General features: G+C 65.6%; 14 protein-coding genes and 1 pseudogene. 2 read left to right on the top strand and 13 right to left on the bottom strand.

The window, feature by feature from the left end; genetic code table 11:
- Nucleotides 1-48: 48 nt before the first annotated feature.
- Nucleotides 49-1,116, bottom strand: a complete 1,068-nt coding sequence (gene trpS / locus M9955_07810) for a tryptophan--tRNA ligase (GenBank protein MCO5081551.1) — start codon at nt 1,114-1,116, stop codon at nt 49-51.
- Nucleotides 1,117-1,347: 231 nt separating this feature from the next.
- Between trpS and M9955_07805 the strand changes: the two genes are divergently transcribed.
- Nucleotides 1,348-1,563, top strand: a complete 216-nt coding sequence (locus tag M9955_07805; protein MCO5081550.1) for a hypothetical protein — start codon at nt 1,348-1,350, stop codon at nt 1,561-1,563.
- Nucleotides 1,564-1,591: 28 nt separating this feature from the next.
- Here the strand turns inward: M9955_07805 and M9955_07800 are convergent, their stop codons facing one another.
- From M9955_07800 to cysG, 5 genes are read right to left on the bottom strand one after another with little or no spacing between them, the layout of a single operon-like run.
- Nucleotides 1,592-2,122 carry a DUF934 domain-containing protein gene (locus M9955_07800; GenBank protein ID MCO5081549.1) on the bottom strand — a complete coding sequence of 177 codons (531 nt, stop codon included), beginning with the start codon at nt 2,120-2,122 and terminating at the stop codon, nt 1,592-1,594.
- A gap of 55 nt (nt 2,123-2,177) precedes the next feature.
- On the bottom strand, nt 2,178-2,930 hold the full coding sequence (locus tag M9955_07795) for a phosphoadenylyl-sulfate reductase (GenBank protein MCO5081548.1): 753 nt from the start codon (nt 2,928-2,930) through the stop codon (nt 2,178-2,180).
- A complete protein-coding gene (locus tag M9955_07790; GenBank protein ID MCO5081547.1) occupies nt 2,905-4,575 on the bottom strand; it encodes a nitrite/sulfite reductase in 1,671 nt (556 codons plus the stop codon). The genes M9955_07795 and M9955_07790 overlap by 26 nt, the downstream gene beginning before the upstream one ends.
- Nucleotides 4,576-4,592: 17 nt before the next feature.
- Entirely contained in the window at nt 4,593-4,901 is a 309-nt protein-coding gene (locus tag M9955_07785) for a DUF2849 domain-containing protein (protein MCO5081546.1), read from the bottom strand.
- On the bottom strand, nt 4,898-6,343 hold the full coding sequence (gene cysG, locus M9955_07780; protein ID MCO5081545.1) for a siroheme synthase CysG: 1,446 nt from the start codon (nt 6,341-6,343) through the stop codon (nt 4,898-4,900). The genes M9955_07785 and cysG overlap by 4 nt, the downstream gene beginning before the upstream one ends.
- A 257-nt stretch (nt 6,344-6,600) precedes the next feature.
- Here cysG and M9955_07775 point away from each other — a divergent pair, with 257 nt between their 5' ends.
- Nucleotides 6,601-7,050: a host attachment family protein gene (locus M9955_07775; protein ID MCO5081544.1), complete on the top strand. Its 450-nt coding sequence runs from the start codon at nt 6,601-6,603 to the stop codon at nt 7,048-7,050.
- A 25-nt stretch (nt 7,051-7,075) separates the two neighbouring features.
- Here the strand turns inward: M9955_07775 and M9955_07770 are convergent, their stop codons facing one another.
- The 7 genes and pseudogenes from M9955_07770 to M9955_07740 all read right to left on the bottom strand — a co-directional run bounded on the left by M9955_07770 (nt 7,076) and on the right by M9955_07740 (nt 14,987).
- Nucleotides 7,076-7,825, bottom strand: coding sequence for an SDR family oxidoreductase (locus M9955_07770; GenBank protein ID MCO5081543.1), 750 nt, complete (start codon nt 7,823-7,825; stop codon nt 7,076-7,078).
- 373 nt (nt 7,826-8,198) lie between these two features.
- A pseudogene (locus tag M9955_07765) lies at nt 8,199-10,387 on the bottom strand (penicillin-binding protein).
- A 136-nt stretch (nt 10,388-10,523) separates the two neighbouring features.
- Entirely contained in the window at nt 10,524-11,645 is a 1,122-nt protein-coding gene (locus M9955_07760; protein ID MCO5081542.1) for an acyltransferase, read from the bottom strand.
- A 76-nt stretch (nt 11,646-11,721) separates the two neighbouring features.
- Nucleotides 11,722-12,420 (bottom strand): hypothetical protein, encoded by a 699-nt coding sequence (locus tag M9955_07755; protein ID MCO5081541.1) that lies wholly within the window; start codon nt 12,418-12,420, stop codon nt 11,722-11,724.
- 301 nt (nt 12,421-12,721) lie between these two features.
- On the bottom strand, nt 12,722-12,940 hold the full coding sequence (locus M9955_07750; protein MCO5081540.1) for a hypothetical protein: 219 nt from the start codon (nt 12,938-12,940) through the stop codon (nt 12,722-12,724).
- A 32-nt stretch (nt 12,941-12,972) separates the two neighbouring features.
- On the bottom strand, nt 12,973-13,590 hold the full coding sequence (locus M9955_07745; GenBank protein ID MCO5081539.1) for a ribonuclease D: 618 nt from the start codon (nt 13,588-13,590) through the stop codon (nt 12,973-12,975).
- Nucleotides 13,591-13,601: 11 nt separating this feature from the next.
- A complete protein-coding gene (locus M9955_07740; GenBank protein ID MCO5081538.1) occupies nt 13,602-14,987 on the bottom strand; it encodes a M20/M25/M40 family metallo-hydrolase in 1,386 nt (461 codons plus the stop codon).
- Nucleotides 14,988-15,085: the final 98 nt, after the last annotated feature.

Genomic DNA, 15,085 nt, shown 5'->3' with positions numbered 1-15,085 from the left:
ATCTGTCCGCCGCACCCGCAGACGTCCTGTCGGTGCGCCTGACCGCGCTCAGTCCTGCAGCAGGCCGATAATGTCGCGCACCGACCTCATTGTCGCCTCGGCCAGCGCGCCGGCGCGTTGTCCACCGTTTTTCAACACGCTGTCCACATAGGCGACGTCGGCCAGTATGCGGCGCATCTCGCCCGCGATCGGCGCCAGCTTCTCCACCGCCAGATCGGCCAGCGCAGGCTTGAAAATGGAAAACTGCTGGCCGCCGAACTCCCGCAGCACGTCTTCCTTCGAGACCTCGGCGAGCCCGGCATAGATGCCGACGAGATTTTCCGCCTCCGGTCGGCCTTCGAGCCCGTCGACCTCGGAAGGCAGGGCTTCCGGATCGGTCTTCGCCTTCTTGATCTTCCTGGAGATCGCGTCGGCATCGTCGGTGAGGTTGATGCGCGACAGGTCGGACGGGTCCGACTTCGACATCTTCTTGGAGCCGTCGCGCAGCGACATGATGCGCGCGGCCGGGCCGCCGATCACCGGCTCGGTGATCGGGAAATAGCCATGCACCGTCTCGTCGCCGACCTGCATCTCGACGCCGAGGCCCAGCGCCTCGATCCGCTCCGAAAAGTCGTTGTTGAACTTCTGGGCGATGTCGCGAGTCAGTTCGAGGTGCTGCTTCTGGTCCTCGCCGACCGGCACATGGGTGGCGCGGTAGACGAGGATGTCCGCGGCCATCAGGCTCGGATAGGCGAGCAGGCCGAGCGACGCGTTCTCGCGGTCCTTGCCGGCCTTGTCCTTGAACTGCGTCATGCGGTTCATCCAGCCGATGCGCGCGACGCAGTTGAAGATCCAGGCAAGCTCGGCGTGCTGCATCACCCGGCTCTGGTTGAAGACGATGTGCTTCTGCGGGTCGATGCCGGAAGCGAGGAACGCCGCCGTGATGGAGCGGGTCTGTTCCTGCAGGTCGTCGTGAACCAGCTGCGCCGTCAGCGAGTGCAGGTCGACGACGCAGTAGATGCAGTCATTGTCCTGCTGCAGCGCAACAAACTTCTTGATCGCGCCGAGATAGTTGCCGAGATGGAGATTGCCTGTGGGCTGGACGCCCGAAAAGACGAGCTGCTTGAAGCCGGACATGTTTTCCTCGTGGCTTGTGGAGGGCCGTTTCGCGCGCGGCGAAATTCGAGTGGCGCTTATGGACGAACTCCGGTTTTCCGGCAAGTGGCATCCGGCAAGGGCGAATGCCGCCTGGTTCGATATTATCTAAAACTTTACCAGACCGGCGCTTCCATTGAGGCGGGCGCTCGCAATGTGGGAACCTCTGGCATGACAGAGGCGTTCCGGCGGTGAAAAGTGAGAATAAAAACTATGGCGAAGGATAGAGATGGCGCGATGGATGCGCTCGCCAAAGACATAAGACGGCAGATCGGCACGCAGGCGAACAAGACGTTTCTGCGCAGGATGCCGCTTTTCCGGGTCGATGCCGGCCTGCCGGAGGATTTGTCGGTGCTTCTTGGCGAGCTGGACGTTGCCGAAAAACGTCAGCGAAACGCATCCGTACCGAACGCATCGTCGCGTCGGTGAAACGTCCGTCCGCGGTGACCGAAGCCGATCACCGCGGGCGACGTCGCCATGAATACCCCTCGCCAGCCCGTTCCGGCGCGCCGGTCGGCTGGTAGTAAAATCCCAATCCGCCCACCTGTCCTGCTTCGAGACGCCTCAAAAGCACGGGGTGTTTTATCTCGAACTCGTCAAACCCGAGCCGCAGCATATGAGGAAGCTGATCGACCAGCACCTCTCCGGTCGCGCGGATGGTGTCTTTGAACCCGTGGCGGCTGCGCAGCAGTTCGGCCTTGGAGAAGCTGCGTCCGTCGCTGAAGGCCGGAAACATCAGGGCGACGAGAGAGAGATCGTCCAGCAGTCCGGTGATCTTCTTCAGTTCGTCCCCCGGCTGTAGCTCCACGCCAAGCCGCGCCCGGGCCGATTTGCGGACCTCCGGGTCGAGATCGAGGAAAGTCTGCATCGGCAGGATGAAGCGCCCGTTTCCGGCCAGCGCCTCGGCGTTGTCGGCGCGGCTCCATTCGTCCTCGCGAAAACCGGCGGGGGTCCAGAGTCGGGGCGAAGGAAGGGTCGTCTCGGTCATGCGCGCGAGCATATGGCGTGTTTTCTCGTCTGTCTCTAGGGCGGCAGGCGCCCGATCAATGCGGCGCGGCCGCGAGAGCCGTGTCGAGACCGGTCAGATGGATGCCGCATTCGGTCTTGGCCTGGCCCGCCCAGCGTCCCGAACGCGCATCTTCGCCCGGCTTGACCGGCTGCGTGCAGGGAAAACAGCCGATCGAGAGATAGCCGTAGGCAACCAGCGGGTTTTCGCGGAGGTCGTGCGCGCGCATATAGGCGGCGAGGTCGGCTGTCGTCCAGCGCGCCAGCGGATTGATGCGCAGCCGCGGCCCGACGGCCTCGAAGACCGGCAAGGCCGCGCGCGTTGCGGCCTGGAAGCGCTTGCGGCCCGTCAGCCACGCGCCGAACGGCTCGACACCGCGCGCCATGGGCTCGACCTTGCGCACGGCGCAGCAGGCCTCCGTATCGGTCCGGTGCAGGAGGCCTTTCGGGTCGGCGCGCTCCAGCGCCGCTTCGTCCGGCGTGACGATGCGGATGTCGGTGAGGCCGAGATCGGCCACCAGCGCGTCGCGATAGTCCAGCGTCTCGCCGAAATGCTTGCCTGTGTCGAGGAAGACCACCGGCAGGCGGCGGTCGACACGGGCGATGAGATGCAGCAGCACAGCTGAATCCGCGCCGAACGAGGAGACGGCCGCGAGGCCTCCGTCAAAACTCTCGGCCAACGCCGTCTCGATCACGGCCTGCGGCGCCAGCTGGCCATAGCGGGCGTCCAGCGCCAAGGCACGCGCGGACGCATCCGCGCCGGCATCAGGCTGCCTTGACTTCGGCACCATAGAGCGCCTCCTTGAACGGCGCGGGGCCGACGCGGCGGTAGGCGTCGAGGAACCGCTCGTCGCGGCTCAGGCGCAGGCCGAGATAGGTGTTCACCACCGTCTCGATTGCGTCGGTGATCTCGTCCGGCCCGAAGCCCCGGCCGATGATGTCACCGATCGACGTGCTCTCGTCGCCGGAGCCGCCGAGCGTCACCTGATAGAGTTCCGCGCCCTTCTTCTCGACTCCCAGTATGCCGATATGGCCGACATGGTGATGGCCGCAGGCGTTGATGCAGCCGGAAATCTTGAGCTTCAGCTCGCCGATGTCGCGCTGGCGGGCGAGATCGCCGAAACGCCGCGAGATCGCCTGCGCCACCGGGATCGAGCGCGCATTGGCGAGCGCGCAATAGTCGAGGCCGGGGCAGGCGATGATGTCGGTTATAAGGTTCGAGTTGGCCGTGGCCAGATCGATCTCGACCAGCGCGTCGTAGACCGTCTTCAGATCGGCGCGGGCGACATGCGGCAGGATCAGGTTCTGCTCGTGACTGACCCGCAGCTCGTCGAAGCCATATTTCTCGGCGATGTCGGCGATGGCCTCCATCTGGCTGTCAGAGGCGTCGCCGGGCGCCTCGCCGATCCCCTTCAGCGAGATCGTCACGGCCGCATAATCGGGATGGCGGTGGGTGATGACGTTCTGGTCGAGCCATTCGCCGAAGGAGCGCGAGTCGAGCCTCGCCTGTTTCACGATGTCGTCGCCTTCCGGCCGCGCGGGCAGGTCCGGCGGCGCGAAATAAGTCTCGATCGCCCGGATGTCCTCGTCCGGCAGCTTGAGCTGGCCGGTCTCCAGTTCGGCCCATTCGGCCTCCACCTGTCGCGAAAACTCCTCCACGCCCGTCTCGTGGACCAGAATCTTGATGCGGGCCTTGTACTTGTTGTCGCGCCGCCCATAGAGGTTGTAGACGCGCAGGATCGCCGTGCAGTACGAGAGCAGATGCTCCTCGGGCAGGAAGTCGCGGATCTTTTTTGCGACCATCGGCGTGCGGCCCTGGCCGCCGCCGACATAGACGGCGAAGCCCAGCTCGCCCTTCCCGTTCTTCTTCAGATGCAGGCCGATGTCGTGCGTCTGGATCGCGGCGCGGTCGCGCTCGGCGCCGGTCACGGCGATCTTGAACTTGCGCGGCAGGTAGGAGAATTCCGGGTGCACCGACGACCACTGCCGCAAGATTTCCGCATACGGGCGAGGGTCGGCGACCTCGTCGGCGGCCGCGCCGGCGAAATGATCCGCCGTCACGTTGCGGATGCAGTTGCCGGAGGTCTGGAGGGCATGCATCTCCACCGAGGCGAGGTCGGCGAGGATCGCCGGTATGTCGGATAGGGCCGGCCAGTTGAACTGGATGTTCTGCCGCGTGGTGAAGTGGCCGTAGCCCTTGTCGTACTTGCGGGCGATATGCGCCAGCATGCGAAGCTGCTTCGGGCTCAGCGTGCCGTAGGGAACGGCGATGCGCAGCATGTAGGCGTGGAGCTGCAGGTAGACGCCGTTCATCAGCCTGAGCGGCTTGAACTGGTCTTCCGTGATCTCGCCGGCAAGCCGCCGCTCGACCTGGTCGCTGAATTCGGCGACGCGGGCCTTCACGAACTCCTGGTCGAACTCATCGTAACGATACATGGCCAATCTTCCGGGGTTCAGCGCGCCTGGTGGAAACCGGGCTCGGCCTGCTTGCCTAGGTCGGTACGGTTGGTGGGGCCTGCCGCGCGGATGCGCTCGCGCAGTCGGTTGGGCACTATCTCGTCATCGGTCAGCTCGACATCGATCAGGTTGACGTCGACCACCTCGTTGTTCTCGTAGGCGGCCTTGCCGATGGCCTCGAGCCGCGCTTCGGCCTCCTTGTCGTCGGCCAATGCCGACCCCGCGATCGTCTCCGACCAGCGGCCGTCCTCGGCGTACCAGACGGCCTCGCCGTCGCTCAGGCGGTTGGCGGTGAGAATCTTCATGCGCGGACCTCGACGGTGCGGGCCGTCGAAGCGGCAGCGAGGGCGGAGAGCGGCTCGGAATGCGCGAAATTGGCCCCCGCGACGGCATCGCCGATGATGGTCATGACCGGGCCGTCGAGATCCTCCCGGGCCGACAGCGACGGCAGGTCGGTCAGCGTCCCGTGCATCCTGCGGCTGGACGGCAGGCTGGCGTTCTCGACCACGGCGACGGCCGTGTCCGGCGACAGCCCGGCCTCGATCAGCCGCGCAGCAACGTCGGCCGCGACCGAGCGGCCCATATAGACGGCGACCGTCGCGCCCGAGATAGCGAGCTTCGCCCAGTCGGGGAGCGCGCCGCCCTTGAGGTCGTGGCCGGTGGTGAAGACCATGGAGGAGGTGACGCCGCGCAGAGTCAGCGGCAACTCGAAATCGGCGGCCGCGGCGAAAGCGGAGGTGACGCCGGGCACCACCTCGTAGGAGACGCCCGCGTCGCGCAACGCCTGCATCTCCTCGCCGGCCCGGCCGAACACCAGCGGATCGCCCGACTTCAGGCGGACGACACGCTTGCCTTCCCGACCGAGGGAAACCAGCAGCCCGTTGATCTCGCCCTGGCTTTTGGAATGGCAGCCTTTTCGCTTGCCGACAGGCAAGCGTTCGGCATCGCGCCGGCCCATGGCGACGACCGCCTCGGGAACCAGCGCGTCATACAGGATCACGTCGGCCTGCATCAGCAGGCGCTGCGCCCTGAGCGTCAGCAGATCCTCCGCGCCCGGTCCGGCGCCGACCAGCGCGACATGGCCCTCGACGGCGGTCCGGCGCAGGAGCAGCTCGGCGGCAGCTTCCCGCGCTTCCTCGATATGTCCGATTTCCATGGCGCGCGCGGGCGCACCCTCGAAGAAATCGTTCCAGAACTTGCGGCGCTGGCTGCCCTTGGGAAGCAGGCGCTCGGCCGTGGCGCGGAACGCCGCCGCGAGCGTCGCCAGCCGTCCGAGCGAGGGCGACAGAAGCTGGTCGATCTTGCCCCGGATCATCTGGGCGAGCACCGGCCCCGCGCCCTCCGTGCCGATCGCCACGCAGACGGGCGCGCGGTTGACGATGGCCGGCGTGAAGAAATCGCACAATTCCGGCCGGTCGACGGCATTGACCGGAATGCCGAGGGCGCGGGCGTCGTCAGAGACGGCGCGATCGATGCCTTCGTCGCCCGTCGCGGCGAAGACGAGGCAGGCGCCGCGAAGCGCCGAAGCCGCGTAGGGCGCGCGGACGAGCTCGCCGCCGCCGGACGACGCCCAGTCGGCAAGAGCCGCTTCCGGATGCTCGGCGACGATGCGGATGCGGGCGCTCGACTGGCCCAGCAAACGAGCCTTCGCCAGGGCCTCGTCGCCGCCGCCGACTATGACGACGAGCGACCGCTCGACCCGGAAGAAGACCGGAAACGCGTTCAGCTTTGTGTCGGGGAAAGCCATGATCACGATACGCCCAAGCTTGAACGGGCTTTTTAGGCGCAACCCGCCGCCTTCAGAAGAAATGGGCTCGCGCCGTTGGAAAGGCGTTGAGATGGTTTTTCCCGCATCGGCTTCTGAAGCGAAATGCAATTCCAGCCGACGGATTCAGCTCGCCATACCGTGAGAAAATGCGCCCCCGGAACCTCCCTCTCGGCGTCGGCGTTCATCCCGCAATCGCACTGAGCGCATTCCGGTCAACAACAAGGAAGGAGAGCCGTATGAACGGTCTGAGATTGAAGCACGGTATGTGGGTCGTGGTCGCCGACGGCGAGAAGGCCCTGTTCTTCCGCAACGAAGGCGACGCAAGCTATCCCAACCTCAGCGTCGTGAAGGAGATGCGCGACACCAGCCTCGACGAGCTGGACGATGACACCGATCAGCGAGGACGGTTCAACAACGGACCATCTCCCCACAAGAGCGCCATGGAGGAGACCGACGTGCAACGCGTGGCGAAGGAGCGCTTCGCCGACAATATCGCCGAAAGGCTGTACAAGATGGCGCATCGCGGCGATCTGGACGGCGTGGTGCTCGTCGCTCCTCCGCTGGTTCTCGGCGAGATGCGCAAGAAGCTGCACAAGGAAGTGGAGCAGAAGGTGGTGGGCGAGCTTCCCAAGACGCTGACCCATCACCCCGTGTCGGAGATCGAAAAAATCCTCACCGCGGCATGAGCGCAGAGGCGGTCAGCGGCGGCGGTCAGACGTGCTGGCCGCCATTGATGTGGATTTCGGCGCCGGTCACGTAGCTCGACTGCGTCGAGCACAGAAAGTAGATCGTGTCGGCGACTTCCGACGTCTTGCCGAGACGCCGGAGCGGGATCGTCTCGACAATCTTCTCCGTGCCGGGCGACAGGATCGCCGTGTCGATCTCGCCCGGCGCGATGGCGTTGACCCGGATGCCATGCGGCCCGAAATCCCCCGCCATCTCACGCGTCAGCGAGGCAAGCGCCGCCTTGGACGTGGCATAGGCCGTGCCGGCGAAAGGATGCACGCGGCTGCCGACGATCGAGGTGACGTTGACGATGGAGCCCTGCGCCGCCGCCAGTTCCTTGAAAAGGCCGCGCGCCAGCATGATGGGCGCGAAAAAATTCACCTGGAACACGTCGCGCCAGACATGCATCGGCGTCTCGATGGAGTTCATGCGGCCGCCGCCCTCCAGCTTTGGCGAGATGGCGGCATTGTTGACCAGCGCGTGGAGATGCCCGCCATTCTCCTCCAGCCGATGACGAATCTCGGCAACGGCGCCGCCGACGTCCTCGGGATCGGAAAGGTCCACCTTGATGTGGTCCTCCGGGCCGGCCGGCCACGGGCAGTTCTCGGCAAAGGCCTGACGCGAGCAGGTGATCACCCGCCAGCCCTCGCGCGAGAAGCGCTTGACCGTCGCATGCCCGATGCCGCGGCTGGCGCCGGTCAAAACGATCGTCTTCCTGATTTCCGGCTCGGCCATCATTCGGTCTCCTGCCAGCCTTCTAGAGCCTTTCAGGGCTGGATGGAATGGTTCTGCCGCGGGCAATTCGACACAAGGTCAAGGTGAGCGTCGATGGTCGTACAGGTGGTACGGCCGACACGGTCGCCGCAGGATTTGGGTCGAATTGACCCGGCCCGAAGGGTTTCCCGCTGGCGGATGCCCGCTTTGTCGGGCGGACTTGGCCGTACCACCGGTACGACGCGCGCCGCCCTCCTCGCGGATCATCTCGCCATCGAGGAAACAGAACCGTTTCCAGCCAGCCCTGAAAGGCTCTACCGAGCGGACGACGGCTGGCGAGACGAAATGCAGAGCGCGCCTGTCAGCTTTGCCGCAGGCGGGGCTCCGTCAGGTGCTACTGCTTCTTGCCGAGAATGATGTCGAGAATCGAGGCGTCGCTGTTTCCCGACTGACCGACGCCGACGGAGGGCCGCCTGATCGAGGCGGTCTCGCCGACATCGTCGTCGCGGAGAGTAGGCGTACCGGAAACCGCATTCTTCGGGCGCGGCGCAGTGACGCCGTCGTCACCGACCGCAACGGCCGGAACGGGTGTGGCGCCGCCGCCCCAGCCGCCCGGCAGCCGCGCCACCGGAACGCCCTCATGCGCCGCCACCATGAATTCGTGCCAGGCGATGGCGGGAAGCGCGCCGCCCGTGACGTTCTTCATCGGCTTGCCGTCGTCATTGCCGAACCAGACGCCTGTCGTCAGGTTCGCGGTGTAGCCGACGAACCAGGCGTCCCGCGAATTCTGGCTGGTTCCGGTCTTGCCGGCCGCCGGCCAGGCGAAGGCGGCCTTGCGCGCCGTGCCGGCGGCGAGGGTTTCCGTCATCATGGCGTTCATCATGCCGACGACCTCCGGACGCAGCACGCGCGGCACGCCGCCCTTCGGATGCTGATAGAGAACCTCGCCCTTCGCGGTGGCGATGCGGCGGATGAAATGCACGTCGGGCCGGTAGCCGCCATTGGCGAAGGGCACATAGGCCGCCGTCAGCTCGAGCGGCGTGACCTCCGATGTGCCGAGCGCGAGCGACGTGTTGGCCTGCAGGTCCGATTCGATGCCCATGCGGTGCGCCGCCTCGACCACCGCGCCCGGCCCGACCTCCATGGCGAGCTGGGCCGCAACGGAGTTCAGCGATTTCGCCAGCGCCGTCGTCAACGTGACCTTGCCGTAATACTTGCCGTTGTAATTCTCCGGCGTCCACTTGCCGATCCTCACCGGGGCGTCGTTGCGCACGCTGTCCGGCGTGCGGCCCTGCTCGATGGCGGCGAGGAAGACGAAGGGCTTGAAGGCTGAGCCCGGCTGGCGCCGGGCTTCCGAGGCTCGGTCGAACTGGCTTGTCGCGTAATCGGTGCCGCCCACCATGGCGCGCACCGCGCCGGAATTGTCGATGGAGACGAGCGCGCCCTGGCTGACATTGAGTTTCAGACCCTGTTCGTCCACCAGCCGGCGGATCGATTTCTCTGCGATCTTCTGGAGGGTGAGATCCACGGTGGTGTCGACGATGATGTCGGTGCGGACTTCGCCGATCAGCTGCGGCACCTCCTCCATCACCCGGTCGGCGACGTAGTTCTCGGAGCCGGTCCAGTAGGCGGGCGCGCGCGTCGCCGGCGTGTTCATCGCCGTGCGAGCTCCTTGTCGCCGATCATGCCCTCGTCGCGCATGGCGGCGAGCACGAGCTGGGCGCGCTGGTCGGCGGCCTTGGGGTCGCGGGCCGGCGAAAGCCGCGACGGCGCCTTGAGCAGCCCGGCCAGCATCGCCGCCTCGGCCAGCGTCACCTCGCGCGCCGACTTGCCGAAATAGCGGCGCGACGCCGCCTCGACGCCATAGGCGCCCGAGCCGAAATAGACCCGGTTCAGATACATTTCGAGGATCTGGTCCTTGGTGTGCTTCTGCTCCAGCCAGAGCGCCAGCAGCACCTCCTGCACCTTGCGTTCCAGCGTCCGGTCCGGCTTCAGGAAAAGGTTCTTCGCCAGTTGCTGAGTCAGCGTCGAGCCGCCTTGCGAGAAACGGCCGGTGGTCACGTTCTCGAACAGCGCACGCGCAAGCCCGAGCGGATCGATGCCGAAATGCGAGTAGAAGCGGCGGTCCTCGATCGCCATCACCGCTTCGGGAATGTAGGGCGACATCTCGTGCAGGCCGACTGCCTCGCCGCCTGTCATGCCGCGATTGGCCATCAGCGCGCCGTCGACGGAGACGATGCGGATGTTGGGCGAGCGGTCCGGGATGGCCCAGGTGGTCGCGCTCGGCATCTGCGCGCCATAGTAGGCGACGACGCCCGCACCGCCGATGCCGCCCCAGATCGCCAGCACGAAGGCCCAGTAGAACAGGCGACCGAAGCCGCGCATCCAGCCGCCCGAGCGACGGCGCCGCGCCGAACGCGCGGATTTCCCCGACCGGGCGGGAGCCTTGCTGCGTTTCGGGCTGCTGCGGCGTGCCACCACGGCGCGGTCCTCCTCGCTCACCGAGAACTCCTCCGCGAGCGCATCGCGCGACGGCGCGTCGAAGGTCGGCTCGATGCGCCGATTGCTGGATCGCTTGGCCATGTCGCTCGTGGTCGTCCCCGCGCTGTCCCGCGCGTGGCTGCAGACTAGATGCGGCGGTTTAAGGGCGGGTTAAGAGCGGGGATTCCGACCGTATTGAAAAGATTGAGGAATCTTCGACTCTCGTGGATTCCGCAGCCTATTGAGCGGGCTGAGGCTGCGGCGCGGCCCTCGCCATCCGCCCCGCCGTGGGGAAGAGCCGTGCGCCGAGATGGATGAAAGGCCGCTCGACATGGCGCTCGGAGGCGATGGAAAGGGCGACCGTCACTGGAATCGCATAGACGCAATAGAGCGCGGCGAAAAGAAAGGGGTGGGCCGCGATGCGATCCGCGCCCACAAAATCCGCATAGAACGAGAACGGCCAGTAGACCACGATGACGTGCACCAGATAGACGCTGTAGCTGACCCGCCCGAGCAACCGGAAACCCTGACGCTCGAACGGATGGTCGGCGCGGGCGTCGTGATAGAGGAGGGCGACGATGATGGTCGAGATGACGATCGTCGCGAGCAGCGCCGGCCCGCTGTCGATCGACCAGTAGAAGCGCGCCGCGACAAGGCCCGCCATCAGAAACCAGAGGCTTTTGGCGGGCATTTTCCGGCATGCTTCCGCCACCATGTCGGTGGGTATCAAGGCGCCGAGCGCGAAGGCCGTCAGCGCGACGTTGAGCAGGTATCCTCCGAAGGGCGGGCCGTAGTAGAAGCAGAACTGGGCCCAGCTCACGAACGCCACCAGAACGATCGTACCGAAGATCGAGCGCAGCCAGGCGATCGCGAGCAGGATCGGCACCATCAGCATTTCCGTCTGCAGCGTCCAGGTGACGCCGATCACGCCGTTGTTCATCAACGAGGCGTTCCCGACGACTTCCTTGAGGCTGAAGGGCCATCCCACGCCGGACGGCACATGGAGATGGCTGAGCAGCGCATAGACGACGATGACCAGAACCAGCGCCGGAAAGATGCGGAATATGCGCCGCCCCGTGAAACGGAACGCCGCGCTTGCGTCGATACGCCCTTCCCGCCGCAGGGAATCCATCAGCACCGCGCCGCTCAGGACGAAGAAGATGTTGACGGCGATCCCGCCGTTCACGGCCGAGGCCAGCAGGCGCCCCGGCCAGTCGGCGGTGGCGGTTTCCCGGAGCGGCTGCCTGAGGGCGACCTCGACCAGTTCGGGAGCGCACAGATGGAGTACGTGATGAGCGACGACGATCAGCGCCGCGATGCCGCGAAGAGCGTCAAGCTTGTTGTTGCGATGCTTTGCCATGCCGATACCGAATGCACGGCGCACGGCCAAAGATCAATCGCGGAGCGCGGCGAGCATGACGCGGCTCATCATTCCGTCATGCCGCCGCCCCGGAGCCGGCGCCGAACACGATCCCGCCACGGTCGATGACGAATCGATGAAGCAGACCGTCCTCGCTGTTGTCTTCCGCGATCCTGTCGGCGAGCCGGGCGGGCATCTCCTGCCGGGACGCGTCGTTGATCCTGACGGGCGCGGCGCAGAAGCCGGGCAGGGTTCCGGCGAGACGCGACCGCAGCGCGGCCGCCGCAAGATCCGTCCTGTCCGAGCTGCCGACGAACGTATACCGGCTCCGGATGGCTTCCTTCGCGGCCTCGAAGGACGGCGTCCCGGAAATCCGCCGGCACTGGTCGTTCGGGAAATAGAACCCCCGCTCGCGGCAGAAATCGTAGAAGTAGGCCATGTCCCGGTCGCCGACGAAGGGCGCGATATGCGGCAGCCAGTCCGGACTGCGCCGCATGAGGGCGTATAGGGATGCCGCGCGTTCCACCGGGTCCCGGGTCATCGAGAACAGAAGACGGATGTCGGCGGGCGTGATCCCGCATTCTTCAAGATCGGTCAGCGCGAAATGGCCTGCCAGATAGGACGGCCGCGGCGCAAGGGCGGCGGCCTTCATCACATCCGGCATGAAGGCGCTGATAACGAAATACCGGCCTTCCAGGATCGGAACTTCGCCGGGCGCGAACCAGGAGTGTATGCTCGATCCCGCCGTTCGCTCGACGTGGATGAAGATGATCATTGTCGGTTCCCGTCATGCCGTCGAAACGGCCGCGGCGACTATAGGCGTCGCAGGACGCTTGTCTACGTGAAGGAACCAGTCAGATCAGCCCAGGACGCAACCAGGGATTGTATCCGCCGTGCAAAGCCCGCGGTCGATGGGCCGGCGTCTATTGCGGATGGCCGAGCCAGATGGAAATGCCGTAAGCGGACGCGGCCATGGACACGACAACCAGCAACTCGAACATCACACTCTCCATACCTGCCGGTATGGTAAACGAGGATGGTTGACAAATGCTCAACGGCCGGCCCGGCGTCGGACGCTATTCGTCCCCTTCCTCCTCGGCCTGATCCGACCAGCTATGCGGCTGGACCCGCTTCATCGTGTCGGAATCGACATAGGTCCACCAGCCGGCGCCTTGCGGATCGCCGCTGCCTGACAGGTACTGCGCCCATCCGGTATTCTCCACTCCGTCGCGATCGCGCCATTGCACTATCACCTTGCGGCCGTCGGTCGGAGCGGTCGAGATGGGATTCGGCATGGTCTTCTCCCTTCGTGTCGGCGTCTGCCGCCTCAGCTATGGGCGAAGATGTCTTCCTCGTCCCAGCCCATGAGGTCCAGCTTCGCGCGCGTCGGGAGGAATCTGAAGCACGCCGCCGCTTCGTCAACACGTCCGTCGCGAATAAGCCGCTTCTGCAGGGCGTCGCGCAGCCGGTGAAGATGGAGCACGTCGGAAGCGGCGTATTCGAGCTGCTCGGGCGACAGGGTTTCCGCCGCCCAGTCCGACGATTGCTGCGCCTTGGACAGCGAGATGCCGAGCATCTCCTGCGTCAGATCCTTCAGCCCGTGGCGGTCCGTGTAGGTGCGCACCAGACGCGAGGCGATCTTGGTGCAGAACACCGGCTCCGGCATGACGCCGAACGCATGATAAAGAACCGCAAGGTCGAAACGACCGAAATGGAAGATCTTCGTGACCGCCGGATTGGCGAGCAGCGACACGAGGTTCGGCGCTTGCCTCTGACCGGGCGCGATCTGGATGACGTCGGCGGAGCCGTCGCCGGGCGAGATCTGCACGACGCAGAGCCGGTCGCGATGCGGGTTGAGGCCGAGCGTCTCGGTGTCGATGGCGATCGCCTCGACGTCGTAATGCGACAGGTCCGGCAGGTCGTGCCTGTGGGCGCGGATGGTCACGGCGGGCTTCCTCACCTGGTCAGCGCGTCGAGGACGCGGGCCCAGGAGCGCTGGCCCTTGTGGAAGGACGACAGTTCGTATTTCTCGTTGGGCGAATGGATGCGGTCGTCTGAAAGGCCGAAGCCGATCATCAGCGATTCCATGCCGAGAAACTTCTGGAAATCGCCCACGATCGGTATCGAGCCGCCCATGGCGAGCGTCAGCGCATCCTTGCCCCATTCGTCGGTCAGGGCAGACTTCGCCTTCACCAGAAAGGGCGAGTCGTAGGAAAGCTGGATGGCCGGCGAGCCGCCATGCGGATGGAACTCGACGGAACAGTCGGCAGGGATGCGCGCCCTGACGAATTCCTGGAAAGCCCGATCGATCTTCTCCGGGTCCTGCTTGTGGACGAGGCGGAAGGAGACTTTCGCAGATGCCTTCGCGGCGATGACGGTCTTGAAGCCCTTGCCCTCATAGCCGCCGGAGATGCCGTTGAACTCCGCCGTCGGACGCGCCCAGACCAGCTCCAGAACCGAACGGCCCTTTTCCCCCGCGGGGATGGAGAGGCCGATCGGCCCGAGGAAGCTTTCCGCCGTCTCGCCGAGGCCCTCCCAGGACTTCAGGATCTGCGACGGGGTCTCCTCGACGCCATCGTAGAAGCCCGGAATGGTCACGCGGCCGTTTTCGTCATGGATGTCGGCCAATACCCTGGCGAGGATGCGGATCGGATTGGCGGCCGCACCGCCGAACTCGCCGGAATGCAGATCGCGGTTGGCGGCGTGGATGGTGATCTCCTGTCCGACGAGCCCGCGCAGGCCGACGCAGATGGCCGGGGTCTCGGCGTCCCACATGCCGGTGTCGCAGACCATGGCGAAATCCGCCTTCAGTTCTTCGGCATTGGCGTCGAGGAATGGTTTCAGCGACGGCGAGCCTGATTCTTCCTCGCCCTCGAACAGGATGGAGATGCGGCACGGCAGAGTGCCATGCACCTCCTTGTAGGCCCGGCAGGCCTCGACGAAGGTCATCAGCTGGCCCTTGTCGTCGGCCGTGCCGCGGCCCGTGATGATCTTGCGGCCCGTCTCGCCGGTCTTGATCGCCGGTGCGAACGGATCGTCGTGCCAGAGCTCCAGCGGATCGACCGGCTGCACGTCGTAGTGGCCATAGAACAGCACATGCGGCGAACCGGCCGGACCGTCGTGATGCGCCACCACCATCGGATGCCCGGGCGTATCGCGAACGCTGGCGTCGAAACCGATGCTCTTCAGATCGGCCACGAGCCACTCGGCGGCCTTGCGGCATTCGTCCTTGAACGCGGGATCGGTGGAGATCGACTTGATGCGCACGAGCTCGAACAGCCGCGCGAGGCTTTGGTCGAGATTCTTGTCCAGCGCGTCGAGGACGGGGGCGAGTGCTGCCATTTCCAAAAATGCCTTTCGTTGAGCGCGCGCACCCTAGTGCCTTTCGCGCGCGGATGGAAACAGTTCTGTTTCCCTTCCCCGAAACACGCATTTGATCC

It is taken from the genome of Rhizobiaceae bacterium, assembly GCA_023953845.1.
In the GTDB taxonomy this organism is placed as follows: Bacteria; Pseudomonadota; Alphaproteobacteria; order Rhizobiales; family Rhizobiaceae; genus Arvimicrobium.
Note: the sequence above shows the minus strand (reverse complement) of the source record. Positions and strands in the feature narration are given on the sequence as shown.